20 protein-coding genes and 1 riboswitch are annotated in these 26,683 nt (G+C 46.5%); of the genes, 11 read left to right on the top strand and 9 right to left on the bottom strand.

Going from position 1 to position 26,683, the window contains the following annotated elements; all coding sequences use genetic code 11:
• Nucleotides 1-106 precede the first annotated feature (106 nt).
• The 6 genes from ftsY to ACAY30_RS00445 all read left to right on the top strand — a co-directional run bounded on the left by ftsY (nt 107) and on the right by ACAY30_RS00445 (nt 7,125).
• Nucleotides 107-1,450 (top strand): signal recognition particle-docking protein FtsY, encoded by a 1,344-nt coding sequence (gene ftsY / locus ACAY30_RS00470; protein WP_290251319.1) that lies wholly within the window; start codon nt 107-109, stop codon nt 1,448-1,450.
• Nucleotides 1,451-1,499: 49 nt separating this feature from the next.
• Nucleotides 1,500-2,183 carry a cell division ATP-binding protein FtsE gene (gene ftsE / locus ACAY30_RS00465; protein WP_290251320.1) on the top strand — a complete coding sequence of 228 codons (684 nt, stop codon included), beginning with the start codon at nt 1,500-1,502 and terminating at the stop codon, nt 2,181-2,183.
• Nucleotides 2,184-2,185: 2 nt separating this feature from the next.
• Entirely contained in the window at nt 2,186-3,160 is a 975-nt protein-coding gene (gene ftsX, locus ACAY30_RS00460) for a permease-like cell division protein FtsX (RefSeq protein ID WP_290251321.1), read from the top strand.
• A 530-nt stretch (nt 3,161-3,690) separates the two neighbouring features.
• Nucleotides 3,691-4,554, top strand: coding sequence for an RNA polymerase sigma factor RpoH (gene rpoH, locus ACAY30_RS00455; protein ID WP_290251322.1), 864 nt, complete (start codon nt 3,691-3,693; stop codon nt 4,552-4,554).
• Between the two features lie 211 nt (nt 4,555-4,765).
• Nucleotides 4,766-6,766: an EAL domain-containing protein gene (locus ACAY30_RS00450; protein ID WP_290251323.1), complete on the top strand. Its 2,001-nt coding sequence runs from the start codon at nt 4,766-4,768 to the stop codon at nt 6,764-6,766.
• A 140-nt stretch (nt 6,767-6,906) separates the two neighbouring features.
• Nucleotides 6,907-7,125: a hypothetical protein gene (locus tag ACAY30_RS00445; protein ID WP_290251324.1), complete on the top strand. Its 219-nt coding sequence runs from the start codon at nt 6,907-6,909 to the stop codon at nt 7,123-7,125.
• A gap of 311 nt (nt 7,126-7,436) precedes the next feature.
• Here the strand turns inward: ACAY30_RS00445 and rep are convergent, their stop codons facing one another.
• On the bottom strand, nt 7,437-9,464 hold the full coding sequence (gene rep, locus ACAY30_RS00440) for a DNA helicase Rep (RefSeq protein ID WP_290251325.1): 2,028 nt from the start codon (nt 9,462-9,464) through the stop codon (nt 7,437-7,439).
• 151 nt (nt 9,465-9,615) lie between these two features.
• On the opposite strand from rep, the gene ACAY30_RS00435 reads away from it, so the two are divergent.
• The gene (locus ACAY30_RS00435; protein WP_290251326.1) at nt 9,616-9,882 is read left to right on the top strand and encodes an accessory factor UbiK family protein; all 267 of its coding nucleotides are present in this window, start codon (nt 9,616-9,618) and stop codon (nt 9,880-9,882) included.
• Here ACAY30_RS00435 and ilvA read toward each other — a convergent pair.
• The 3 genes from ilvA to ACAY30_RS00420 form a co-directional block, all read right to left on the bottom strand.
• On the bottom strand, nt 9,879-11,477 hold the full coding sequence (gene ilvA / locus ACAY30_RS00430; protein ID WP_290251327.1) for a threonine ammonia-lyase, biosynthetic: 1,599 nt from the start codon (nt 11,475-11,477) through the stop codon (nt 9,879-9,881). The two genes, ACAY30_RS00435 and ilvA, sit on opposite strands and share 4 nt — an antisense overlap.
• Nucleotides 11,478-11,488: 11 nt before the next feature.
• Complete coding sequence (gene ilvD / locus ACAY30_RS00425) at nt 11,489-13,345, bottom strand: dihydroxy-acid dehydratase (protein WP_290251328.1); 1,857 nt, start codon at nt 13,343-13,345, stop codon at nt 11,489-11,491.
• A 109-nt stretch (nt 13,346-13,454) separates the two neighbouring features.
• Nucleotides 13,455-14,381: a branched-chain amino acid transaminase gene (locus ACAY30_RS00420; protein ID WP_290251329.1), complete on the bottom strand. Its 927-nt coding sequence runs from the start codon at nt 14,379-14,381 to the stop codon at nt 13,455-13,457.
• Between the two features lie 552 nt (nt 14,382-14,933).
• On the opposite strand from ACAY30_RS00420, the gene ACAY30_RS00415 reads away from it, so the two are divergent.
• On the top strand, nt 14,934-16,457 hold the full coding sequence (locus ACAY30_RS00415) for a YifB family Mg chelatase-like AAA ATPase (protein ID WP_290251330.1): 1,524 nt from the start codon (nt 14,934-14,936) through the stop codon (nt 16,455-16,457).
• Here ACAY30_RS00415 and ilvY read toward each other — a convergent pair.
• Nucleotides 16,447-17,370 carry an HTH-type transcriptional activator IlvY gene (gene ilvY, locus ACAY30_RS00410; RefSeq protein ID WP_290251331.1) on the bottom strand — a complete coding sequence of 308 codons (924 nt, stop codon included), beginning with the start codon at nt 17,368-17,370 and terminating at the stop codon, nt 16,447-16,449. The two genes, ACAY30_RS00415 and ilvY, sit on opposite strands and share 11 nt — an antisense overlap.
• A gap of 205 nt (nt 17,371-17,575) precedes the next feature.
• On the opposite strand from ilvY, the gene ilvC reads away from it, so the two are divergent.
• On the top strand, nt 17,576-19,060 hold the full coding sequence (gene ilvC, locus ACAY30_RS00405; protein WP_290251332.1) for a ketol-acid reductoisomerase: 1,485 nt from the start codon (nt 17,576-17,578) through the stop codon (nt 19,058-19,060).
• Between the two features lie 120 nt (nt 19,061-19,180).
• Nucleotides 19,181-20,254 carry an asparaginase gene (locus tag ACAY30_RS00400; protein WP_290251333.1) on the top strand — a complete coding sequence of 358 codons (1,074 nt, stop codon included), beginning with the start codon at nt 19,181-19,183 and terminating at the stop codon, nt 20,252-20,254.
• Between the two features lie 77 nt (nt 20,255-20,331).
• On the opposite strand, the gene proB is transcribed toward ACAY30_RS00400, so the two are convergent.
• Nucleotides 20,332-21,441, bottom strand: a complete 1,110-nt coding sequence (gene proB / locus ACAY30_RS00395; RefSeq protein WP_290251334.1) for a glutamate 5-kinase — start codon at nt 21,439-21,441, stop codon at nt 20,332-20,334.
• Between the two features lie 200 nt (nt 21,442-21,641).
• Between proB and ACAY30_RS00390 the strand changes: the two genes are divergently transcribed.
• Nucleotides 21,642-22,889 (top strand): mechanosensitive ion channel family protein, encoded by a 1,248-nt coding sequence (locus tag ACAY30_RS00390; RefSeq protein ID WP_290251335.1) that lies wholly within the window; start codon nt 21,642-21,644, stop codon nt 22,887-22,889.
• 93 nt (nt 22,890-22,982) lie between these two features.
• Here ACAY30_RS00390 and tesB read toward each other — a convergent pair whose 3' ends face one another.
• From tesB to ACAY30_RS00375, 3 genes are all read right to left on the bottom strand, one after another.
• Nucleotides 22,983-23,840 (bottom strand): acyl-CoA thioesterase II, encoded by an 858-nt coding sequence (tesB, locus tag ACAY30_RS00385; protein WP_290251336.1) that lies wholly within the window; start codon nt 23,838-23,840, stop codon nt 22,983-22,985.
• Between the two features lie 127 nt (nt 23,841-23,967).
• Nucleotides 23,968-24,067, top strand: a riboswitch (cyclic di-GMP riboswitch).
• A 374-nt stretch (nt 24,068-24,441) separates the two neighbouring features.
• Entirely contained in the window at nt 24,442-26,208 is a 1,767-nt protein-coding gene (locus ACAY30_RS00380; protein WP_371189947.1) for a DUF885 family protein, read from the bottom strand.
• A gap of 11 nt (nt 26,209-26,219) precedes the next feature.
• Nucleotides 26,220-26,678, bottom strand: coding sequence for a DUF523 domain-containing protein (locus ACAY30_RS00375; RefSeq protein ID WP_290251337.1), 459 nt, complete (start codon nt 26,676-26,678; stop codon nt 26,220-26,222).
• Between the last annotated feature and the right edge of the window lie 5 nt (nt 26,679-26,683).

Here is a 26,683-nt window from a genome sequence, read left to right as displayed (position 1 = left end):
AAAATCCGCGGCACATCATAGCAATTTGCGCCGAAAATTGCTCGCACCAAACGGCAGCCAATGCGCTATGACGCCCTTATTACCATATTTGAGATGAATGAACCGTATGGCAAACAAAAAAGGCTTATTTAGTTGGTTTAAAAAAGATAAATCAGCGGACCAAGCAAAAGCTAGTGAACAGCCAACATCCAACACTGACACAGAGCAGCAATCTAACCAAGTAAGCGACGATGCTAACCTTGTTACAACGGGATCTGATGATAGCGCATCTGCGCCAGTTGATACGGCCGACAATGACACCACGGAGCAGACTGAAAGTAAATCAGAAAAGTCACCCGCTCCTGAACTAGCCGAATCCGATGCACCAGAGGTTGCTAACGACGCCGACCAAGACGCCACCGCGATTGACAACGCAGCTGAAGCAGAGCCAATTGACAATGCGCTAGACACGGCAATAGCAGCCAGTGAACAAAGCGCTGACGAGGCAACAGCAACAGCTGACGCAGAGCCTGTGCCAGCAAAAAAAGTCGGCTTTTTTAGCCGCTTAAAACAAGGTCTAAGTAAAACTCGACAGAACCTCGGCGGAGGTATTTTTGACCTTTTCAAAGGTAAGAAAATAGACGACGATCTGTTTGAAGAGCTTGAAACCCAGTTGTTACTCGCCGACGTCGGTGTCGACACCACTATGCGTATTATCGACTCTCTTACTGACACGGCTAAGCGCTCTCAGCTTAGCGACGCGGAAGCGCTTTACGATTTGTTAAAACAGGAACTCGCTAATATCTTAGATACTGTCGAGCAGCCTGAGGTAAACATGAATCAAGGACCGCACGTCATTCTCATGGTAGGTGTTAACGGTGTCGGTAAAACCACAACCATCGGCAAACTAGCCAAGCAGTTTCAAGCTCAAGGCAAGTCTGTGATGTTAGCAGCCGGTGATACGTTCCGCGCTGCGGCGGTAGAGCAGCTACAAGTTTGGGGAGACCGCAATGACATTCCGGTAATTGCCCAACACACCGGTGCCGATAGCGCATCAGTGATCTTCGACGCAATTAACTCGGCCAAAAGCAAAGGTGTCGATGTATTAATTGCCGATACTGCCGGTCGCTTGCAAAACAAAGCGCACTTGATGGAAGAATTAAAGAAAGTGGTTCGAGTAATGAAAAAGATCGACCCCAATGCTCCGCATCAAGTGATGTTGACCATTGATGCCGGTACAGGCCAAAACGCCATTAGCCAAACCCAGCTGTTTAACGAAGCCGTTGGACTGACGGCTATTAATGTGACCAAGTTAGACGGCACGGCGAAAGGCGGTGTCATATTTGCCCTTGCCGATAAATTTAATTTGCCGATTCGCTACTTAGGCGTCGGTGAAGGTATTGATGACTTGCGCCCATTTAATGGCAAAGAATTTATCGACGCACTGTTTGCCAAACACGGTGAATCCTAGTAACTTGATTGGCTCTACTGACTTTTAACAATAATAACAACTGTCGACTATGATCCGTTTTAACGCTGTTAACAAAACCTACCCTGGTGGTTTTAATGCACTGAAAAATATTAACTTTTCCTTAGATAAAGGGGAGATGGCGTTTCTTACTGGCCACTCAGGCGCCGGTAAGAGTACGCTGTTAAAACTAATCAGTGTGATGGAGAAGCCGACATCTGGGCAGGTGTGTATCAACAACACCGATGTATCCAACATTCGCTATGGCGATATACCTTACGTACGCCGTAACATAGGGATGATTTTTCAAAACCACAACCTACTTATGGATCGCACGGTTTTTGACAACATCGCCTTGCCTTTAGTTATTGAAAACCAAAGCTTGAGTGAAATTAAAAAGCGGGTGATGGCGGCTTTGGACAAGGTTGGCTTAAGCGCTAAAAGCCGTTGCTATCCTTATATGCTCTCGGGTGGTGAACAACAACGCGTCGGTATCGCTCGAGCAATTGTCAACAAACCACCGATCATTCTCGCCGATGAACCCACTGGCAACTTAGATCCCAAGTTATCGCTTGATATCATCCGTTTATTCGAAGAGTTTAACGCCGTGGGCGTGAGTATTTTAATCGCAACCCATGACTTGGGCCTGATCGCGCGAATGAAGTATCGCACCCTTACCCTAAAAGATGGGCGCATGATCACCGATGGCTTGAACCAAGACGAACTGGCGGGATAAAAATGAGTAAAGAAAGTAATAGTTTTCGCAATCGTTCGTCAGTGTCGTTGTCTGGCTTACTCATGCTACCGGTTCGCCACCTTCAACAGGCAACCGCCAGTTTGGGTGAGTTGTGGCGAACCCCTTTGGCGTCAGTAATGACGGTATTAGTGCTAAGCATTAGTTTAACCCTACCGGCAACCCTGCACTTGTTTACCAAAAATGCACAAGCCGTAAGTTCTAATTGGGATTCTGCGGCTCAGATCAGTGTCTTTTTAAAGCTTGATATCAGTGATAAAGACGCGCGAAACGTCGCCAATCGCATTCGCTTATACCCCGAAGTTGATTCGGTTAAATACATTAGTGCCGAGCAGGCGCTAACAGAATTTAAAGTGTTGTCAGGACTTGGTAAAGCATTGGCTTATCTCGATAAGAATCCACTTCCCGCAACCATTCTGGTTACCCCTACAGAACGCTATAGCCAACCTAATGCGGCAAAATCACTACTGCAAAAAATTAATAAACAGCGCGAAGTCGAACAAAGCAAGCTCGATTTAGAGTGGCTAACGCGGTTGGAGGCGATTATGTCTTTGGTGCGCAATATCGTCAGTGCTTTGGCGATATTACTGTGTTTATCTGTGGTATTGATCATTGGTAACACCATACGCTTATCCATTTTAAATCAAAAAAGCGCCATCGCGGTGATGAAAATGGTAGGTGCCGACGATGCTTTTATTCGCCGTCCGTTTATGTATACCGGCTTCTGGTATGGCGTATTCGGCGGTGTGTTAGCCGCCTTAACAGTAACAGCCTTAGCCGCGTACTTTGACCTTGCCGTTGCTAATTTAGCGCATTTGTACGACAGTCAATTTAGCTTAAAAGCATTAACTGCCAGTGAAACACTAACCTTAATTGGCAGCGCCATATTACTGGGTTTACTCGGCAGTTATATTTCGGTTAGGCAGCACATCCGCGAAATCGAGCCTAGCGCTGAATAGCGTTGTAGTCATGGCGGCCTAACCAGAGCAATGAGGCCCTAGCGGGTCTTATTGCTCCCTGTATCCGCTGTAATTCACGGCTTAGAACGGGCGATTATCCCTTCGCTTTACTGATCAACCACCAAGGTTATAGCTGTTACGACCGATATCGGCGAGTTGCCAGTCAAGCTTACCTTAAACGATACCCGCCTTTAATTTTCTCGGCGGCACAACCACAACGCGATGAAGTTGCGAACTTTTTCGTTGTCATGCACTCTAAAATCCTCGGTGGTTAGCTAAATGGTTGATAATGCCTATTTTTGACTTACTATTAGGAAGTCGCTAAAACAACCTGGTCAATAGCTGTTACCACCACCGTTTTTGCTCTGTTTTCGCCATGTTTAGCGGTATCTACAGCAATATATTTTATCGATTTATTTAGCCACTTTTTTAGATTAGCGATCTCGAAAAAGCTGTGATATCATCGAGGGCCAATTCAGATTTTATCGGTCTTGAGAGTATAACAATCCTACATATTTTAAGGGGTATAGATGACTAACAACGTGCAATCAATGGCGTTAACTGTTCCACAAAGTGGCAGCATCGAAGCGTACGTACAAATGGCGTATGGCATTCCTATGCTAACTGCTGAGCGCGAACATGAGCTAGCCTCTCGACTCCACAGTGATAACGACCTAAACGCCGCGCAAGAATTAATCATGTCGCATCTTCGCTTTGTCGTTCACATCGCGAAAAGTTATGCTGGATACGGCTTACCGCAAGCAGACTTGATTCAAGAAGGTAATATCGGCCTGATGAAGGCTGTTAAGCGTTTTAATCCCGAAGTAGGCGTGCGCCTGGTATCATTTGCCGTTCACTGGATTAAAGCCGAAATTCACGAATTTGTCCTGAAAAACTGGCGCATTGTTAAAATCGCTACAACCAAAGCGCAACGCAAGTTATTTTTCAATCTGCGCAAAAACAAAAAGCGCTTGGGTTGGTTTAGCCAAGAAGAAGTAAACACCGTGGCAGAGTCTCTTGGTGTCAGCACTAAAGACGTGATCGAAATGGAAAACCGTATGGCAAGTGCCGATCAGGCTTTTGACTTGACCGACGGTGACGATGATGATCGCCCTGGCAGCTACGCGCCTGCTCAGTATTTACAAGACAATTCGTCAGATTTATCAGAACAAGTTGAATCAGACAACTGGGATAGCCACGTTAATACCCAGCTTGTTAATGCTTTGGCAACACTAGACGATAGAAGCCAAGATATCATCAAAACCCGCTGGTTAGATGAGGACAAATCGACGTTGCAAGACCTGGCAAATAAGTACAGCATCTCTGCAGAGCGAGTACGTCAGCTTGAAAAGAACGCCTTGAATAAACTGAAAGGGTCGATAACCGACATCTAATTTGAGAAAACCGAGCAACGCTCGGTTTTTTTATATCTAGAGCGCTGTATTGCCATACCATCTGTGGTCTGCGACCAACTTAGACAGGCTGACAATAACCACCAATGTCAGTATTTGACTTTGTTAATCGCCTTCACCTACACTGGGGTTAAGTGTTGCTTTCTAAAGATTTCGATCTGGCACACAAAGCTTTGAGATAAAGGCATTAATAATGAACGATAAAGGGTTTACGCCGAGTAATCTGCAGCAACTGTTGGGTCAGTACAAGCGCACTAAGAAAACCCAAACAGGCTTATTGAAACTTGCTCAGTTATGCAGCACGGTGACCGATATGTCGGCCTTTTATCAGCGACTGCAAGCGATCATTAAACGCTATTTCCCGGCAAAAAACCTATATATTCAGCAGTTTTCAGCCGACAGCAATATCAGCCGTGATAATTATTACATCGACGAGTTGCGCTGCTCGCCGATAGAGCAACAGCTCACCCCTGACGTTGTTGATTTTATTAGCTCTATTGCCAAGCCCGTTTTAATTCAGCTCGACAAAGTGTGCATCTATCAGAGCGATTCTCAGTTAATTGAGCGACCTTTTCCCAATCGTCACCAGCACTCACATTGCGTTGATGCTTGGCTAGCTGCGCCATTGACGATTGATGGTGAGCTTATCGGTATTGTCGGCATCAAGGGGTTTATCAATGAAAATCAGAATCCGCGCGTTAACTTGCAATTAATTAGTTTTATCAGCGACATTATTTCAGCGGCCATTGAGCGCAATAAAAATCGCCAGCTAATTTCACTGTACAGCAAGGATGTTAGTGACATCGTCGACGCTAAAACGGCGCAGCTACAGCAGACAAATAGGCGGTTGCGTCAACAAATCGAACAGAAAAGTAAAAGCGAGTTAAAGCTCCATTATGATGCTCATCACGATGCGCTTACCCAATTGCCCAACCGCGCAATGTTTACCGAGCGGTTAGAGCAAACCATAAAACACATCAAGCGACACCGCACAGATCGGTTTGCAGTGCTATTTATAGATATCGACCGTTTCAAGGTTATCAACGATACCTTAGGTCATCACGTCGGTGATTTGTTGCTGATTGAAATCGCCAAACGCATCTTACACTGCATACGGGGTAACGATATCTTATCGCGATTGGGCGGTGATGAATTTGTCATTTTATTAGACAGCCTTGGTCATAGTGACGATGCCGAGGATATTGCTAACCGAGTCATTGAAGCGCTCAAAACGCCGTTTTCAATTGAAGGTCACCATCTCTATACCAGTGCCAGTATTGGCATTGCTATTTGCGATCACCAATATCAGTCAGCAACTGATGTACTGCGCGATGCCGATGCCGCCATGTACCAAGCTAAGTCTATGGGCCGGAGTCGGTTGATGTTTTACGATGCATCGATGCGCGAAGAATTGCTCAAAGACTTAAATATCGAACAACAATTACAACAAGCACTAGCACATCAGCATTTTCGCATCGTCTACCAGCCGATACTCGAGTTGAAAACAAAGCAAGTTATTGGTTATGAGGCGTTGTTGCGCTGGCAAAATCAACAACAGGCGGTAACCGCAAAAGACTTTATTAACATTGCCGAAAAATGCGGGTTAATTATCGACATCGAGCATTGGACTATCGTTGAAGTCGCGAAAAAGTTAAAACACTGGCAACAACAACAGCAAAGCCTATTTATCAGCATTAATTTGTCGGGTAAGCATCTGAGTCACAATAAGCAAACCAGTGATCTAATTGCGCTGCTAAAAGCCAACGTCAACGAGCCTCAAGGGCTAATTATTGAGTTTAACGAACAAGCGTTTAATCAAACGTCTCGCCATACGCTACAAAACCTTAAACGCATCGAAAAAACAGGTGTACGCCTCGCCCTTGACGATTACGGCAGTGGTTTATCGTCGTTGCATTATTTGAATAACTACCCATTTGAGTTGATCAAGCTCGATCAAAAGTTTGTTCGTTCGTTTGAAACCAATGAGCGAAACCTACAGCTGGCTAAATCGTTGGCCAGTCTGGGTCAAAGCTTGGGCTTTAACCTAGTTGCCGAAGGCATTGAAACAGAAAACCAGTGGCAAAAGGCCGTTGACGCTGGCTGCCAATTTGGTCAGGGATTTTATTTTGGACAACCTCGGGCAATAGATGATAGGGTAGATAATCAAGGTGATGACGTTAACAATTGTGCCTAACACGAACGTCATGACTTTGATAATTCTCTGATATAGTATTGATATTAATAGGTATTAATTGCTATAAAGCTATTGGTTAGCGCCGCTCATAACGCGTCTTGCGCTATGGTATCTACATTCATTAATCACTAAACAATAAAATGACAATGACGTTAGATTTCAATTTTATCCTCGAACTATATTTAGCGCACACCGCCATTATGGTGTTATCAACCATACTGTTCGCCAAAGGCAAAACAACAAACTTAACGCAAGTCAGCCTAATCAGCTTGTTGCTTGCCGCAGTGTTTTTTCCCGCCAGCTGGATTTACTGCGCATCTTGGTCATTTAAAAGTAAACAACGTCGCATATTTAGCTAGGGCGTGTTGAACTTTGAGGTACAAATGTTGTTCAAGCTAAATGATTTCTGATCAAAATAGCTATCATGCAGTACAGTCATCTATGTAAATGTCAGATATCACAGAGCAGGGAGAATTTAGGCAGAACCCTTTGGGAGCGTTTGTTTGAAATTTCTACTTTGTTCACGCCTCTTTGTTTAGATGACTAAACGTTATAGTCGTTGCCTTGTAAAAACCCCAAACAACTCGCTGCTAAAATGAACAGCAAAGATCAATACGCCCTAGACAAAGACCAAGTTTAATCACCGCTTTGTCGTTACTAGCCAAAACCATTAGCTACCTTTTTTTTGTGCGAGCATAGCACGCAACCCAGCGACACCAGCCTTGCCTTTAGCTTGCGTCTCTTGTGCGCTTTGTTGTCGTTGCCCGCCTTGCTCCCACACCAAGTCGTCTTGCGGCATTTCATACAAGAAACGAGACGGCTCAGTGCGTATCACTTCTCCGTATTGGCGTCGTTCTTGTGCATAGGTAAAAATCAGTTCGCGTTGTGCCCGAGTTACCCCTACGTAGGCTAAGCGGCGCTCTTCTTCAACGTTGTCTTCATCAATACTGGTTTGGTGCGGTAGCATGCCTTCTTCCATACCGATGAGGTATACATAAGGAAACTCCAAGCCCTTGGATGCATGTAAGGTCATTAATTGCACTTGATCCGCGTCATCTTCTTCTTCCGAGCGCTCCATCATATCGCGCAAGGTTAGGCGCGAGACTATTTGCGGTAACGTCATCGGTGGTTCACTGTCATTGCCTTCAAGCATATCGGTAACCCAGCTAAATAAAGTGGTGACGTTCTTCATCCGCATTTCCGCCGCTTTGGCACTAGGTGAAGTATCGTAAAGCCAATCTTCGTAGTTAATGCGCTGGATAAAACTGCGCAACACACCTGGTGCATCACCTCGTTGACAGTTGTCTTCAGTTTCGACAATCATTCGCGCAAACTTTTGTACCGCGGCCAATCCTCGACCCGACAGTGTCTGTTCAAGCTCGGGTTCGAAACACGCGGCAAACATACTGATGTGCTTGGTATTGGCAAAACTGCCCAGTTTTTCTAATGTGGCGGGACCAATTTCGCGCTTGGGGACGTTAACGATGCGCAAAAAGGCATTATCGTCATCCGGATTAACCAGCAAGCGCAAATACGCCATGATGTCTTTAATTTCAGCCCGAGAAAAGAACGACGTGCCACCGCTAATTTTGTATGGAATACGGTTTTGCATGAGTACTTTTTCAATCACCCGAGACTGAAAGTTACCGCGATAAAGAATGGCGTAATCTTTGAACTTACTCTTATTTAAAAAACGATGTCCCAGTAATTCACCGGCAACGCGCTCTGCTTCGTGATCTTCATTTTTGGTTTTAACCACCCGCAGAGCAGGCCCATAACCCAACTCACTAAACAATGACTTGTCATAAACATGCGGATTATTGGCGATCAACACATTCGCGCATTTTAAAATGCGTCCACTGGAGCGGTAATTTTGTTCGAGCTTTATTAGCTTTAAGTTGGGAAAGTCCTTACCCAATAGCACCAAGTTTTGCGGTTTCGCTCCCCGCCAAGAGTAAATTGACTGGTCGTCATCGCCGACCACGGTAAAGCGAGCTCGCTCGCCAACAATGTACTTAACCATTTCATATTGACTGGTATTGGTGTCTTGGTACTCATCCACCAACAAGTATTGAATTTTCTGTTGCCAGCGCTGCCGAACCTCGTCGTAATTGCGCAACAATAGGGTAGGGATAAGAATTAAATCGTCAAAATCTAAGGCGTTATATGCACGCATGTGTTGGTGATAGCGTTGATAAAGTTGAGCAAATAAAACCTGATCAGCGCCGCGTGCCTGTTTTAATGCGGTATCGGGTAACCACAAGTCGTTTTTCCAATTAGAGATGGCATTTTGCAAGCGCGAAATCAGCTCTTTATCACCATCGAACTCTTTCTCGGTCAACTCTTTTAACAACGCCGTGGTGTCTTGATCGTCGAACAAGGTAAAGCCGGGCTTAAAGCCTAGCGTTTTTAACTCGCGGCGCACAATGTCTAAGCCCAAAGAGTGAAATGTCGACACCATTAAACCGCGGGTTAAATCGCGGCCTAGCATTTTGGTCACCCGCTCTTTCATTTCTCGTGCCGCCTTGTTGGTAAATGTTACCGCAGCGATATTGCGAGCCTTGTAGTCACACTGTTGAATTAAATAAGATATTTTTTGACAAATTACACCGGTTTTACCTGAGCCTGCGCCAGCAAGTACTAAGCATGGTCCGCTAACGTATTTTTTGGCTTCATTCTGTCTCGGGTTAAGTTGCATAAACGGTTACTGTTGATCGTTGGGAAAACACAAATTTTACTCGTTTTTCCTCGACCTTCATAGAATTTTAACCGTCTGCAGAGGGAATATTCTACCAATTTGGACTGTCTAACAGTATTATTGACCATATTCTAACGAAGAGAGTACACCAATGATTAACGCCAAAAAGATCGAAGATATTGCCAAACAAATCAGTGAAGCAATTCCGCCGCAGGTGAAAACAGTAGCCAACGATTTTGAGAGCAAAGCCAAGCAAATTCTGCAGAATAAGCTCGCCCAAATGGATATGGTCAGCCGAGAAGAATTTGATGTGCAAACCCAAGTATTGATCAAGACACGGGCAAAGCTCGATGAGTTGAGCGCTAAGGTTGCACAACTTGAGGCACAGTTAAACCAAAATCAGTCGTCAGCAGATTAATTGCCTAAAAACAACTGATAGGCTGGGTTGTCGGTTTCTTCTTGAAATTGATAACCCAGATCGTGTAAATGGCGAAAGAAAGCCAGTTCATCACGGGCGTCAATTTCAACGCCTGCTAGCACCTGACCGAACGCCGCTCCGTGATTGCGATAGTGGAATAGCGAGATGTTCCAGTGCGCGCCAAGCGTATCGAGAAAGATCTCAAGTGCGCCAGGATATTCAGGAAACTCGAAACTAAACAAACGCTCCGTCTTGGCTTGTTGTCGGTTGTGACCGCCAATCATGTAACGCACGTGAAGTTTGGCCAATTCATTACTGGTTAAGTCATTCACCTTATACCCCTGTTTGCGCAAATCAGAGATAAGCTGCACCAGCTCGCAATTGCCTTGAGTAACGCGCACACCAACAAAAATATGAGCCTGCTCGCGGCCGTCACCTCGGTAGTTAAATTCGGTTATCGCCTTACCACCTAAGGCTTTACAAAATTTGCGAAAACTACCTTTTTGCTCTGGAATTTCAACTGCTAATACCGCTTCTTTTTGCTCACCCAGTTCACAGCGTTCAGAGACATAACGCAGAGAGTGAAAGTTCATGTTAGCACCAGACAGCACTGCGGCCAGTTTTTGTTTGCCCTGAGCACGCTGACAATACTTGAGCAAGCCCGCGAGTGATAACGCACCAGCTGGCTCAGCAATAACCCGCGTCTGTTCAAATATTTCCTTAATTGCCGCGCAAATTTCATCACTGGAAACGGTAATAACTTGATCACAAAAGTGACGGATAAGTGAAAAGGTCTGATTGCCAATGCGCTTTACCGCCACCCCATCGGCGAACAAGCCAACACGGGCTAAATCGACGGGAGTTCCGTTCTGTAAAGCGGCGGCCAAACAGGCAGAATCTTCGGCTTCAACCCCGATTACTCTGATATTAGGGTTGAGTTGTTTAATATATACCGCCATTCCTGCAAGTAAGCCGCCACCACCAACGGGCACGAACACCGCGTCGACATCGGGCAATTGCTGCATCAATTCTTTGGCTACAGTGCCTTGTCCGGCAATAACAAAGCTATCGTCGAATGGGTGAATAATGGTTTTCTGTTCGCGTTGTGCCGCTTGTTTAGCCGCCTGTGCTGCCTCATTGAAACTCTTGCCAAGCAAACGCACCTCGCCACCGAGTCGGCGCACGTTATCGACTTTTATTTCCGGCGTAGTTATCGGCATCACAATGGTCGCCTTGATGCCTAAATGCCTCGCTGCTAACGCCAGCCCTTGCGCGTGATTGCCCGCCGAGGCGGCAATCACCCCTAAGCTCTTTTGTTGTTCAGTCAATTGGCATAGGCGATTATAGGCACCGCGTATCTTAAACGAATGCACCGGTTGCTGATCTTCTCGTTTGAGATAGATTTGTTGTCCCGTTTGCAGTGACAGACGTGTCAACTCGGTTAAGTCGGTTTCGACCGCCACATCGTATACCCAAGATGTCAATATGCGGCGCAGGTACTCCAGCCCTAAATCACTGACCTGTTGCTGCTCGTCCGCTGACAGCTCAGTCGATTCGGATACCCATTCACTAATCCTCGTATCGTTAGTCGCCATCACCTTATCCCCTAATCGTATTGGTCGAGCAATTGTCTATTGCGCACCGCACCTAGATCAGCACTGGTTGCTAGCATCGCATAGTTTTTTAGTGCATAACTCACATGTCGTTGGCGATTCGCCGGCTTATAGGCCTGTTGCCCTTTTTGCTCCATGCGTTGACGGCGTTGGGCAATTTCCTCATCGCTGACATCTAACTCTATACTGCGCTTGGCAATATCGATGGATATGCGATCGCCGTCATTGATCAGAGCAATGGCACCGCCTGCAGCGGCTTCTGGTGAAATGTGACCAATGGACAGTCCTGATGTACCACCAGAAAAGCGACCATCGGTGATCAACGCACACTGAGTTCCCAAGCCCATCGACTTTAGATAGGTCGTTGGATAGAGCATCTCCTGCATACCTGGCCCACCTTTGGGACCCTCGTATCGAATAACCACAACCTCTGCTGCGACTACTCGACCGGCTAAGATCGCTTCGACCGCCTCATCTTGGCTTTCAAACACATGCGCTCGACCTTCAAACGTCAGGTTTTCAGCTGCCACGCCTGCCGTTTTAACAATACAACCGTGCTGGGCGATGTTGCCATACAATACCGCCAAGCCACCGTCTTTACTGTACGCGTATTCAACCGAACGGATACAACCATTTTGACGGTCGGCATCAACATCAGGCCATCGACATTGTTGCGAAAACGCCTTAGTGGTTCTGATACCTGCAGGGCCTGCTCGATAAAAAGTATTGATCTGTTGATCATCACTCACGGCGATGTCATAACGGGTAATGAGCTCTGCCAAATTCATATTCAGTACGTTGCGTGACTCAACATTGAGTAAATTAGCCCGAGCTAGTTCGCCCAATATAGCAACAACCCCACCGGCTCGGTGCACATCTTCCATGTGATATTTTTGTGTGCTCGGGGCAACTTTACACAAATGGGGTACTTGTCGTGACAGGCGGTCAATATCGGCCATAGTGAAGTCGACATCGCCTTCTTGAGCGGCGGCGAGTAAATGCAATACGGTATTCGTCGAGCCACCCATGGCAATATCCAAGCACATGGCATTTTCAAATGCTTGTTTGGTGGCAATATTACGAGGCAATACCGACTCGTCATCGGCAAAATAGTACTGTTTCGTCAGGGTCACAATTTGCTCGCCCGCTGATAAAAACAACTGCTCTCGATCGGCATGGGTTGCCAATAACGAGCCATTGCCCGGTAGGGCTAAACCAAGTGCTTCGGTTAAACAGTTCATGCTATTTGCCGTAAACATCCCCGAGCACGAACCGCAGGTTGGGCAGGCTGAACGCTCAATTTGCTCGGCTTGCTCATCGGATACCTTAGGGTCGGCACCTTGCATCATCGCATCGACCAAATCGAGCTTGATGATTTGCTCGCTGAGCTTGGTTTTTCCGGCTTCCATTGGTCCGCCAGAAACAAAAACAACTGGAATGTTTAAGCGCAACGCCGCCATTAACATCCCCGGTGTAATTTTGTCACAATTGGAAATACACACCATTGCGTCAACGCAATGGGCATTTACCATATACTCCACCGAATCGGCAATGATTTCCCGAGAGGGTAACGAATAAAGCATGCCATCATGTCCCATGGCAATGCCGTCATCAACGGCGATGGTATTGAACTCTTTGGCTACGCCACCAGCGCGCTCTATGGCGCCGGCCACGAGCTGGCCCATGTCTTTTAGATGGACGTGTCCTGGAACAAATTGAGTAAAAGAGTTGACGACGGCAATGATCGGCTTCGAAAAGTCTTCGTCGGTCATTCCCGTGGCGCGCCACAAAGCACGAGCCCCTGCCATGTTACGGCCTTGGGTCGACGTTGAAGATCTCAATTTAGGCATAGTATTTTTCCTTAAAACCACATTGGGAATGCGCTATGGCGGGTTTGCTACCCGCCTAAAAAATACCTGCCTAAATTGTGATTAGCTAAGTGCTAATCGATAAGGCAGGTTAGGCGATTGGATCTAACCAACCCCATTTATCTTCCGTGGTGCCGTCAAACAAGCCAAAGAATGCATCTTGCAATGCTTTAGTTACTGGGCCTCGTTTACCTGCGCCAACCGTGATGCCGTCAACGGTACTTACTGGCACGATTTCTGTTGCGGTACCACACATAAAAAACTCATCCGCCAAGTAAAGTGCTTCACGAGCAATCAACTCTTCGCGAACTTCATAGCCTAACTCTTTAGCTAAGGTAATCACCGTATCGCGAGTCAGACCTGGTAAAATAGAACACGTCGATGGCGGTGTATAAAGCACGCCCTTACGTACCAAGAATAAATTTTGGCCAGCGCCTTCACTGACGTAATTGTTAATATCGAGGGCGATACCTTCGGTGTAACCATGGCGAGCCGCTTCACGCGAAATAAGCTGTGAAGACAAGTAATTACCACCTGCTTTTGCTGCTGTAGGCATGGTATTTGGCGCTAAGCGATTCCAGCTTGATACACCAACGTCAACGCCATTTTCCATCGCATCTGCGCCTAGGTACGCTTCCCAGCTAAATGCGGCAATCATCAGATCGGCAATCGCATCATCGGCTGGACGCAAGCCCATACCAATATCACCTAAGAAAGCCAACGGGCGTAAGTAAGCCGATTTAAGGCCATTTTTAGCCACAGAATCACGACACGCTTGCATCACTTGCTCCACCGAGTACGGAATATTCATTCGATAAATCTTGGCTGAATCGAATAAGCGCTCAATGTGCTCGCGATGACGAAAAATACAGGTGCCTTTGTGCGTGTTATAGGCACGAACACCTTCAAAAACCGATGAACCGTAATGCAACGCGTGACTCATTACATGCACCTTTGCATCACCCCAAGGCATTAATTCACCGTTAAACCAAATTTTTTCTGCGTTTACTTTAGCCATTATGTATTCCTAGTAATCTCTGTGGCGGCTGAGGCCGCTGAATTGATGGCCCAGATGATCAACATTTTTTTTGCAATTGTCGACTTTTCAGTACAATTGACCAAAGACTATTTCGTCAGTTTTGTTCATTTCTAATGACACTTCACTCAACGGGTTACGCATCTATGCAGTGTATTTTGAGCGGGACAAAAATAAACCCCCCGGTTCGTCGTGAAGCGGGGGGTTGCGTATCGGCAAATCGAATCAGCAACGCACCCGCAGGTGAATCAGGATATTGACTTTAATTAGTGCTATAAATCGGCGTTTCAAATCAACCATACAATACCGTTGCCTACTCATACTGTGCTTTAGCTAGGGCGTGATGATCTTTGTTTGTATGTACTACAAAGATAAACACGCCCCAACCCAGAAATAAAACATTAACAATTGATTAATATTTAGCATAGCTGATTAAATCACACAAGGAGTTTTCAAAATCGGCTAAAACACTGCAAACAGGCCAATTGCCTTCTAAACTTAGCTACAGGAAGCAAATAGCGAAAAGGATTTTCTATGAGTTTAGCAAGTGTTAATACAAGAGCTCGCATTGGTCTCGATGCGCCAAGAGTCTGTGTCGAAATTCACCTCAGTAACGGTTTACCTGCGTTTCACCTAGTTGGCATGGCCGAAACCTCAGTGCGCGAAGCCAAAAATAGAGTGCGCAGCGCCATCATTAACAGTGGCTTTGAATTCCCACAGCGCAAAATTATTGTCAGCTTAGCGCCCGCGGATCTACCCAAAGACGGCGGCCATTTTGATTTGCCGATTGCCGTCGCCATTTTGATCGCGTCAAAGCAATTACCGGATCAGCACATCAACGATTACGAATTTGCCGGAGAGTTGGCGCTAAATGGCCAGCTTCGAAAAATTATCGGCGACATTCCTATGGCTATGGCCGCTCGCCAAGAGCTACACACCCTTGTATTGCCTTGTGAAAATGCACGGCAAGCATGCCGAGTGGAGGGCAGCGCGATAATTGGCTTACAAGGGCTAAACCAGCTATTTGCTCACTTTTCAGGTCAACAAGTACTGCCTTTCGAAGAAGATCACTGCACCGTTAGTGACACCAATGACTGTAGTAAAGACATGTCGGATGTGATTGGCCAGCCACTTGCCAAGAGGGCTCTAGAGTTGGCTGCTGCGGGCTCTCATAATTTGCTGTTTATCGGTCCGCCCGGCACCGGTAAAACCATGCTAGCCTCGCGTTTACCCAGTATTTTACCGCCAATGACCAAAGAAGAATCGTTGCAAACCGCTGCGGTGAACTCTATTTGTCACGACGACATCGACTTAACGCACTGGCACACTCGACCATTTCGGGCACCACATCACACCGCGTCATCAGCTGCCTTAGTCGGCGGTGGCTCAACCCCTATTCCCGGCGAAATTTCACTAGCTCACAACGGCATATTATTTCTTGATGAACTACCTGAATACGATCGCAAGGTACTTGATGTGTTGCGTGAACCGATGGAATCTGGTCACGTCACAATTTCTCGTGCTTTGCGCAAAACAACCTACCCAGCGCGTTTTCAATTAGTCGCTGCCATGAACCCAAGTCCAACCGGCTTTTATACCGATAGACGCAGTACCCCCGAACAGATATTGCGCTATTTAAACAAGTTATCAGGCCCATTTCTCGATCGCATTGATATACAACTTGAAGTGGCAAGATTACCCAAGGGTTTGTGGAATGAGAATGATAACAATGAGGAGGCAAGTGATACGGTAAGACAGCGGGTGGTTGCTTGTCGGCAACGTCAACTCAGCCGTCAAGGTAAAGCCAATGCTCACTTGTCCAGTCCTGAGTTAAAACAGTATTGCCAACTCAACCATGACGACGCGCAATTTCTCGATTTGGCAATGGAAAAAATAGGTTTGTCGACACGAGCACACCACAAAATTTTAAAAATAGCGCGCACCATAGCCGACTTAAACCAGCAAGCACATATTGGCCGCTCTGATCTGGTCGAAGCATTGAGCTATCGCGCCATGGATCGCCTGATCCGCCATCTTACCGAAAGTGTTAATCCTTGAAGTAGGGTGATGAACGGTCAGCGGTGCTAACGCTTGTCGCATCTAACGTGCGATAAAACGCGCCAATTAGCGGGTCGACTCGGCGTTTGTTTTGGCAACACAAGCCGAGAACAAACGGCTCAATTTGCGGTCCACTCGATAGCGCTTTGACTCGATCAATAACCGGGCTATTATCGATAACCACTTGTGGTGCAATGCCAACCCCACACCCCAATGCGACCATTGATACAAGCGCCTCGTGACCAGAAACGGTGGCATAAACATTTGCCTTGTGCACGCCGTGCGCCTTTAAAAAGTGCTCAAATCGCTGACGCGCCGGACCGTGATCGGGCATGATCACCGGTAGCTGTTGCCAGTCCAGGTGACGAGCCAATTGGTCTTGTACTTGACACGCCACAGTGGGCGCTATCAAGGTTAATGGGATATGGGCAAACGGCTGAAAATACACCGCCCGACTGTGGTTGTCTGGCTGGGCGGCAATTGACAAATCCACATCGCCTGTTAACACCTTATCAATTGCATCATTGGCATTTCCCGTGTGTAGCATAATTTCAACCGCTGGATGCTGACGGCGAAAGCGGTCGAGTAAACTGGGTAAATGTGAATAAGCGGCAGTCACCGAACAATAAATGCTCAAGCGACCAGATAATTGCTTTTGATCTGTGGCCAGTTCAATGTTGAGTTGCTGCCAATTGGCGAGTTGCTGCTTGGCGAAGTCGCGGAATCGCTCCCCCGCAGCGGTAAGCATCACACTGCGATTATCGCGTACCAACAAAGTAGCGCCGACGTCATCTTCAACGCGTTGAATCATCCGCGATAATGTCGACGGACTGACATGGTGTGCTTTGGCGGTGTGCGCAAAGTGTAATGTCTCGCTCAAATGCACAAACACTTTGAGTAATTTGTTATCCATAAAAGTGACTCTGTTCGCCGTGCGGGTTGTCCGAACGCTTATGTGTTTAAACCACGAGCATGACGCTCACTTATATCGAGTGTATCGCAAACTCCCTATATTGCAATATATGAAACATACTGATGCAAATATATCATTTTAAGCAACGCTTGTTTTTCGCTATGGTTATCACTATCAATCATTCGTCTGATTAGTGGAGCTCAATATGGCAAATTATTTCAACAGTTTAAGTTTACGCGAACAATTACAGCAACTTGGCAAATGTCGCTTTATGCAGCGAGATGAATTTAGCCAAGGCTGTGATTACCTTAAAGGTTGGAATATTGTCATTGTTGGTTGCGGTGCCCAAGGACTTAACCAAGGCTTGAACATGCGCGATTCCGGATTAAACATCGCCTACGCACTGCGCGACAGCGCCATTGCCGAAAAGCGCCAGTCGTGGCGTTGGGCTACTGAACACGGCTTTGACGTAGGCACCTATCAACAACTTATTCCGCAGGCCGACCTAGTACTCAACTTAACGCCAGATAAGCAGCACAGCTCGGTGGTTGAGGCGGTTATGCCACTGATGAAGCACGGGGCAACACTATCGTATTCCCATGGTTTTAATATCGTTGAACAAGGGATCAAAATTCGCAACGACATCACTGTAATTATGGTGGCTCCCAAATGCCCTGGCACTGAGGTAAGAGAAGAATACAAGCGTGGTTTTGGGGTACCAACACTGATAGCGGTGCATCCGGAAAACGATCCGCAAGGGCGTGGACTGGCCATCGCAAAAGCCTACGCCAGCGCAACCGGCGGCGATAGAGCAGGGGTACTCGAATCGTCATTTGTCGCTGAAGTAAAGTCTGACCTAATGGGCGAGCAAACCATTTTGTGTGGCATGTTGCAAACGGGTGCCATTTTAGCTCACCAAAAAATGGTGTCCGATGGCATGGACGACGCTTATGCCGCCAAGCTGATTCAATACGGTTGGGAAACCGTCACCGAAGGGTTAAAACACGGTGGCATTACCAATATGATGGATAGGTTATCGAACCCAGCCAAAATTCGTGCCTTTGATATTGCAGATCAGCTCAAACAGATACTGCGCCCACTGTTTAATAAGCATATGGACGATATTATTGATGGTCAGTTTTCACAAACCATGATCGCAGATTGGCACAACAACGATGACAACCTGCTTACTTGGCGCGAGCTAACAACGAAAACCAGCTTTGAGCAAGCGCCTGCGTGCGACACGCCGATAACCGAACAAGAGTTTTACGACAAGGGGATTTTATTGGTTGCGATGATTAAGGCGGGTGTTGAATTGGCGTTTGAGACCATGTGTTCCGCCGGTATTGTCGCCGAATCCGCCTATTACGAATCACTCCATGAGACGCCACTTATCGCCAATTGCATTGCGCGCAAAAAGTTGTATGAAATGAACGTGGTGATATCCGATACCGCCGAATACGGCAACTACTTGTTTTCGCATTCGGCCGTTGACTTGCTCGAGCCGTACGTACAAAGTTTAACGTTAGAAGATATCGGTCAAGGTTTGAGCGAACCATCCAATGCGGTTGATAACATTCGCCTGATTTCGGTAAACGATGCCATACGCAATCACCCAGTTGAGCAAATAGGGCGAACCTTGCGCGGCTACATGACCGAGATGAAGCGGATTGTCAGCAGTGAAAAATAAGTCGTGCGCCTCGAAGCGATGGCTGTAGATGAAAACGCGGTGACTCGACCGCGTTTTTTATTTTAAGTCACCGCTAAAATTGCGTACAATGCAGCAAACTTTGTTAAGTTAGTTATTATCATGACGCGCAGCAGTAAAATACTCGTTATTAATACCGGTGGCACCATCACCATGGCGGCCCAACCCAGCGGTGAACTAAAGGCCTCTCGTGGCGAAATACTGGTTGATCTGATCAAAGACTTAACCAGTGACTTAGTCTCAATTATTGATGTAAAGCCATTGCAGTTAGCCGATGGTGAGGTTATAGGCACCAGTGACTCAAGTGAAGTAGGGCCGATGCATTACGATGCGATAGCCGATATGATCATTCGCGAGAATGACCTGTACGACGGCTTTGTGATCTTGCACGGCACCGATACCATGAGTTATACCGCCTCTGCGCTGTCGTTTGCGCTAGCCCAAAACAGCAAGCCAGTGGTTATTACTGGGGCACAAGTGCCTCTGAGCAAGCCGGGTAGTGACGGTCTACAAAATTTGCGCTTGGCGCTATTTGTTGCCGACCAAGCGGGTAACTCATTACCTGAGTTAACCGAGGTGATGATCTGCTTTGCCGGTAAACTGATGCGCGGTAACCGCTCGCGTAAATCAAGCACGCGCTCAGCCATAGGCTTTAGCACACCCAATGCCCAGATACTCGGCGAGCTGTTCCCTGAACCAACCATTTTCGCTGAACAATTGCGTCGCCCTCCGAGTTCGTATCCAACGCTTAGCCGCGATTCACTGGGCTTTAGCGATAAAGTCTTAAGTATTAATTTAAGCCCGGGCTTTACTGGCGATATGTTACTGAAGATCATTGAAGGCAGTGATATCGAAGGCCTAGTAGTACGTGTCTTTGGTAGCGGCACCGCACCGAGTGCCTTTAATTTAGCGGAGGTGGTTGCCAAAGCCAAACAAAGCACCAACAACCGCTTCAAATGCGCGGTGATTGTTACCGATGTCTACAATGGTAGCCTTGATATCATGCGTTATGCCGCCGGAAAAAACTTGCGCAGTGACGACATTATTGACGGTCGAGACATGACGCCGGAAGCCGCAGTGACCAAACTGATGTGGGCGCTGGGATCTGACAACCGAAAAGGACAATTGTTAAAAATTCTCGGCACAGCAATATGTGGCGAAATGAGTGGCCACTAGCTGGTCGATCACAAACACAACGGGGTATGTCAATCACTGACTGGTGATTGACTGCGATTAAAAACACCGAGATATAGCTAATTATCGGCGTTTAACAACACCAAGTCATCGCGGTGGATCACTTCTGTCGATGGACAGTAGCCCAATAGCTGAGCGATTTGCCGACTGTTTTTACCCTTGATGCGCTGTAACTCATCACTGGAGTATTGCACCGCACCTTTTGCTAGGAGGTGCGCATCATCACAGCCTTGCACGGCAACAACTTCCCCTTTGCTAAAGTGCCCAGTTACCCGGACAATACCGGAAGCCAGCAACGACGCGCCGTCTTTGCCTAGCGCCTGAGCGGCACCGCTATCCACTTCAATCGACGCATTGCTTTTGTGACTGTATTTGAGCCAATGTTTCTTCGCTTTTTGCCGCGTCTTTTGCGCCACAAAGTGACTACCTGGATTTTCGCCGCGTAAAAACGCCTGTAGAGCCCTGATATCGTTGCCACCACAAATAAAGGTATCGATACCGTTATCACAGGCCTTTTGTGCCGCTTCGATTTTGGTTTGCATTCCGCCGGTGGCAATGTTGTTGCGGGTTCCGCATGCCATTGCTCGAATGCGATCGTCGATTACCTCAATACGCGGTATCAGTGCAGCTTGAGCATTATCACGCGGATCGGCGTCATAGACACCGTTGACATCACTTAAAATCAACAACGCATCTGCATCACATAGCACCGCAACAAGTGCAGCTAAATTATCGTTATCACCGACCTTTAGCTCTTCGGTTGCAACGGTATCATTCTCATTGACTATGGGTAATACATGGTTGGCTAGCAATAGCCGCAGGGTGTTTTTTATATTGATATAACGACGTCGATCTTTAATGTCACCATGGGTGATCAATAACTGTGAACACACGGGTGTTAACAGTGACTGCCACTTACTCATCAGTCGGGTTTGACCAATAGAGGCCATCGCTTGTTTAGCGATAATCGACGGGTTAGCACTACCATGGGCAATGTGCTCTTTACCAGTGGCTACCGCACCAGATGACACCAACACCACCGCTGTATTTTGCTCTACTAGTTGATTGATAAACTGAGCGATTTCCAGCATGGCTGAGTGCGAATCTTGTTGACCTTGGGGAGCTATTAACGCACTGCCAACTTTGACAACCACTCGTTTTATTTTCACTGTCGTCCCCTTGTACTAGATTTTAAGCTATTGTTCTAACAAACCAGAAAGTCGCTCATTTGGCAACTGAATTTTGCTGTTGCAAGACGCTAAAAAACGCCAATAACTGTAACTTGCTATCAGTTGAAACAGATCTGCTATTGCCGTTTGCAAATGACAAGGTTAACCTAGTAACAAATTGACTTTTAATAAATTATCCTATGTCTGAACTTCTTCAATTGTGGTTGTCCTACACCCCATTAAGCGCTGAATTTATACCACATGTCGCTGCGGCAATTAGCCTAATCATGCTCTTTATCGTATGCTGGCTAAGTTTTTATATTGCCCGTAACCAAGTGTTGGCATTAGTGCATCGACTAGTCAGTAAAACCCGTAATGAATGGGACGACTTACTCGTTGAGCATCAAGTATTCAACCGGTTTGCTTGGTTGGTCCCTATGGTAATTATGCTTGGTGCTAGTCCGTTTTTTATCGGTCGCTACCAATACCTAATGAGCAGTGTCAATTTGTTTATCAAGGTGTTGATCGCGATTCAAGTCGCCCGCTGCCTGAGTGCGATACTCAATGTGATAAACAGCCTGTTTGAGGAAAAAAGTAAAAACAAATACCTGCCGCTCAATGCGACAATTCAATTGTTAAAACTCGCAATTTACTTAGTCGCTATCATCTTAGCGGTGTCTATTGCCATAGAAAAATCACCTGTCATCCTGTTAAGTGGTTTGGGTGCGTTGACGGCCGTGTTATTGTTGATTTTCCAAGATACCATTAAGGGGTTGGTGGCCAGTATTCAAATTTCAGCCAACCGCATGGTCGCCCCAGGCGATTGGATTTCGATGCCGCAATACGGTGCCGATGGCGATGTATTGGAAATCGCGCTAAATACGGTCAAGGTGCGAAACTGGGATAACACCATCACCACAGTGCCAACTTATGCACTGATCAGTGAGTCATTTAAAAACTGGCGCGGTATGACAAAATCGGGTGGCCGACGCATTAAGCGCAGTATCCGCTTTGATATGACCAGCGTCAAATTTTGCTCTGACGAACTTCTCGACAAGCTCAGTCAATTTGAATTTCTCAATCAATATATCAACTTAAAGCAACACGAAATAAGCGAATATCATCAACAAAAGGGCATTGACGACATCAGTAATCCCAACAGTCGACGCTTGACCAATATCGGCACGTTTCGCGCCTATATCCTCGAATATCTGCGCCATCACCCTAAAGTTCACAAAGAGATGACGTGTATGGTGCGCCAGCTGGAACCAACAGAGTTAGGTGTAGCCTTAGAGCTCTATTGCTTCTCTAATGATATCGCATGGGAGAATTACGAGTACTTGCAGGCCGACATCTTTGACCATTTGTTTGCCATCGCCCCCCTGTTTGAGTTGCGTATCTTCCAACAACCAACCGGTTATGACTGGCAAGTGTCAAGGTCGCAATAACTAACACCAAGTTGTTAACACAACCGCACAGAAGCCTCAAAGTACGGGTTATCTGTGCGTTTGGCAATCAATACTGGCTTGAGTGAATCGTTATCAGCGCTGGCGAATTACGCCTTCTTGTACCGTTGAGGCCACCAATTGACCTTGCTCATTAAATATTTTACCGCGCACTAACCCCCTGCCACCGCTTGCCGATGGGCTATCCATGTCGTAAAGCAACCAATCGTCAAAGCGAAAATCTCGGTGAAACCACATTGCGTGATCTATCGTCGCCAATTGAAAGTTAGCCGCCCAAACACTCTGTCCATGCGGGTGCATAGCGGTGGGTAAAAAGTTGTAATCAGATGCATAAGCGAGCAGGTATTTGTGAATGCGCAAATCATCAGGCATCACACCTTTTACTCTCATCCACACTTGATTGCGCGGTTCAGATTTTTGCGGATTTAGCCAGTCGTACTCTTTCACCGGCCGAAATTCAATCGGTCGCTCAGCAAAAATTGTTGCATGCATAGCCTCTGGTATATAGGGCTTATACTTTAAGTGCAAGTCGTGCATGCTGGCAAGGTTGTCGGGCCCAGGGACGTCGGGCATTGGGTCTTGATGTTCAAAGCCTTGCTCGCCCAACTGAAAGGAGGCCATAAGGTTGAAAATTACCTTGCCGCCTTGCATCGCCTGGACTCGCCGTGTCGAAAAGCTTTTGCCATCGCGAGTGATGTCAACCAGATAGGTTACCGCTTTTTTTGCATCGCCAGGTAGTAAAAAATAGCAGTGAAATGAGTGTAGTGAGCGGTGCGGCTCAACGGTTTGTTTGGCCGCTGATAACGCTTGGCCTATGACTTGACCGCCAAACAGAGCAGGAAAGCCTAAATCTTGACTTTGGCCTATAAACAAGTTGTCATCGAGTGGCTCTAGCGTTAATAAGCCGAGTAATTGATTTAAAATTTTACTCATATTGGTGATTTAAACCCTTATATTTATTGGTTTTTGATAATTATTTCACTTTTTTATAAATTTTTTTAACTTTTTATTTTACACACTTAAAGTTTTGACTATAATCTTTCCTAGGGCTACTTGCTTAGCTCGTCCAAGGCAAACCTGACGAAAGTTAGGGACGCAAAGTTTCCGGTCTTAGGTCAAATACTGTTTCAGTAAATGATGATGATAGCGGGACTGCCGACTAAGGTATAGTGGGGGCTTACCTTACTTAGTACGTTTAGTTGTTATTGATCGTATCTTTGCGTGCCTTGCCTTCTACTTTTTTCCACCGCGTCGATACACCCATTACCAAATATCAGTATTTATTCCACAATGATTTCAACATCCTTGCTGTAAATTCTTGGTCTAAACTCTTACTCTAATCAATCGCGTGTTCTGTCAACTAATCGCAGCGAGTCGCTTTGTTAGAGCTTGAGTTGCAGGCAAGTAAGCTTCGTCTGACAAGGCGATTTAGCATATCCCGTTAAACCACAAGCCGAGCTCAAGTAGCAACCCGCTGCACCGGACACACAGCGGGTCATTGAGTTATCGAGACGCCACACAACAGCAACAGACCCTAGCGTTTTTTTGCCGCCAATGTCTCATTGATATAGGCATCTATGCGTTGTTCTAACAACGTTAAGCCGATTGAGCCATTTTCTAGCACCTTGTCGTGGAACTCGCGCAAATCAAAATCTTCAGCCAAGGCCTTTTCCGCTTTGTTGCGCAGTGCCTTAATTTTGATTTCCCCTAACTTGTAGGATAATGCTTGAGCTGGCCAGCTTATGTAACGATCAATTTCAGTTTTCACATTGTGTAATGACAATGCTGAATTATTGGCTAGGTAATCCATCGCCTGTTGACGGGTCCAGCCTTTCATGTGTATGCCCGTATCGACAACCAAGCGCACTGCTCGCCACATTTCGTAAGTTAAACGACCAAAGTCAGAGTAAGGGTCTTGATAAAAACCCGCCTCAATACCAAGGTATTCGCTGTACAAGCCCCAACCTTCGCCAAAGGCCGATATATAAGTTTGTCGACGAAACTTCGGAACATTTTCCATCTCTCGCGCGATAGAGCCTTGTAAGTGATGCCCAGGTACCGCTTCGTGCAAGGTAAGTGCTTCGAGTACGTACAGTGGACGTCTATCCAAAGCATAGGTGTTTACCCAATAATTGCCTGCTTGATCGTCTCGGCTAGGCCCTGAATAACGCCCGGTGGTGTATTTCGGCGCTATTGATGCGGGCACCTCGATAACGCCATAAGGCGTGCGCGGTAATGTCTTGAATAAACTCGGTAATTTAGCATCCATTTGCTTGGCAATATAAGATGCCTCTTTCAATAATTGCTCCGGCGTTGTTGCGTAAAACTGTGGGTCGGTGCGCAAGAACTGCACGAATTCAGCAAAGCTGCCGGTAAAGCCAACCTCGTCAATGATAGCATCCATCTCAGCTCGAATACGCGCCACCTCATCCAAGCCAATTTGGTGAATCTCATCAACGGTTAAGTCCAAGGTGGTGTAGTGCTTAACTCGGTTGAGGTAAATCGCCTCACCATTAGGCCAGTCCTTAGCGGCTATGGTCTGCCTTGCTCCAGGGATATACTCGTTGACCATAAAGTCGTAGAACACTTGATACGAACCAACCACCGCCTGAGTGATGACCCGCTGCGCTTGTTGCTTTAACAGAGCTTGCGTCGCCTCATCAATATGAGCGGGGAAACGGTTAAACGGCTGGTAGAATTCACTGTCTTTGGCATCGTCGACAATGAAAGCTTCAATCGACTGTTCAAAACCTTGCAGTACAACCTGTGGTTGCGTCATTCCCGTGGCTAACCCTTGGCGCATCCAATAAATTTGCTGATCAAAATATTTCGGTAACGCATTTAATCGATCGATATACAATTGATAGTCCTCAGCTGTATTAAAGCTTGAACTGGAGATCATAAAGGTCAAATACGCATGAAACCCCGCCTCAGAGGTGATCGGTAAATAATGATCAAAATTATCATAGGAATCGATATCGTTTTTAATTCGATAGGCCAATATAGCGTGATTAATTTGCTCTTCAACCGATAATTCGGATACATCGATTTGCATCAATTGTTGGTATATGCGCGACAAACTTTGATGTTGCTCAGCGAGGGTTTCAGGTGAGAGATCGTAATATAAAATCTTATTTTCTTTGTTAAATGGATTTTTACGATCGCGAAAATCTTGCTCTTTTTCAATTAATTGAGCTAATCGATCAGCCGCTGTTGGTTGAGTGGCCGTGTCTAAGTGCGCACAGGCAGATAGCAAGAAACTTATCATTAACAATAAGCCGGTTCGAACAGGTTTCATCATTTTTCTCATTATTATTGGTCGATGACACTGATTAACTCGGTCAGTGTCAGTTCACTGTAAACATTAATACCGTGGGCATGCAAAAGCTTAGCGGTTTCTCCCATACCGGGGATGCGCCGTTGGCTGAAGCTGCCATCGTTGATTTTTTGTGACCCACATGACGGGCTAAATTCTTTTAGCAAAGCATAACGTATGTTGTGTTGTTGGCATAGCGCAAGTGCCGCCTCGGCGCCGCGTTTGAACGCCTGAGTGACATCCTCTCCATATTCGGTGATCACCACGTCACCGCGTTGTTCAGCACGCGGCCGCGGGGTAGGTAACCCTCCTGCCTGTTCAGGACAGATCACCAACAAGCGATGTTGTTGTTGCCAAAGCCTTATTTGTGGATGCATTATGGCCTTGCTTTTGCCATCGTAGCGAACCGGATTACCCAAAAGGCAGCTGCTGATTAAAATGCGCTCTTTTACCACGGGGA

This window comes from Thalassotalea ponticola, from assembly GCF_041379045.1.
GTDB classification, from domain to species: Bacteria; Pseudomonadota; Gammaproteobacteria; order Enterobacterales; family Alteromonadaceae; genus Thalassotalea_A; species Thalassotalea_A ponticola.
This window is presented reverse-complemented; position numbering and strand designations above follow the sequence as displayed.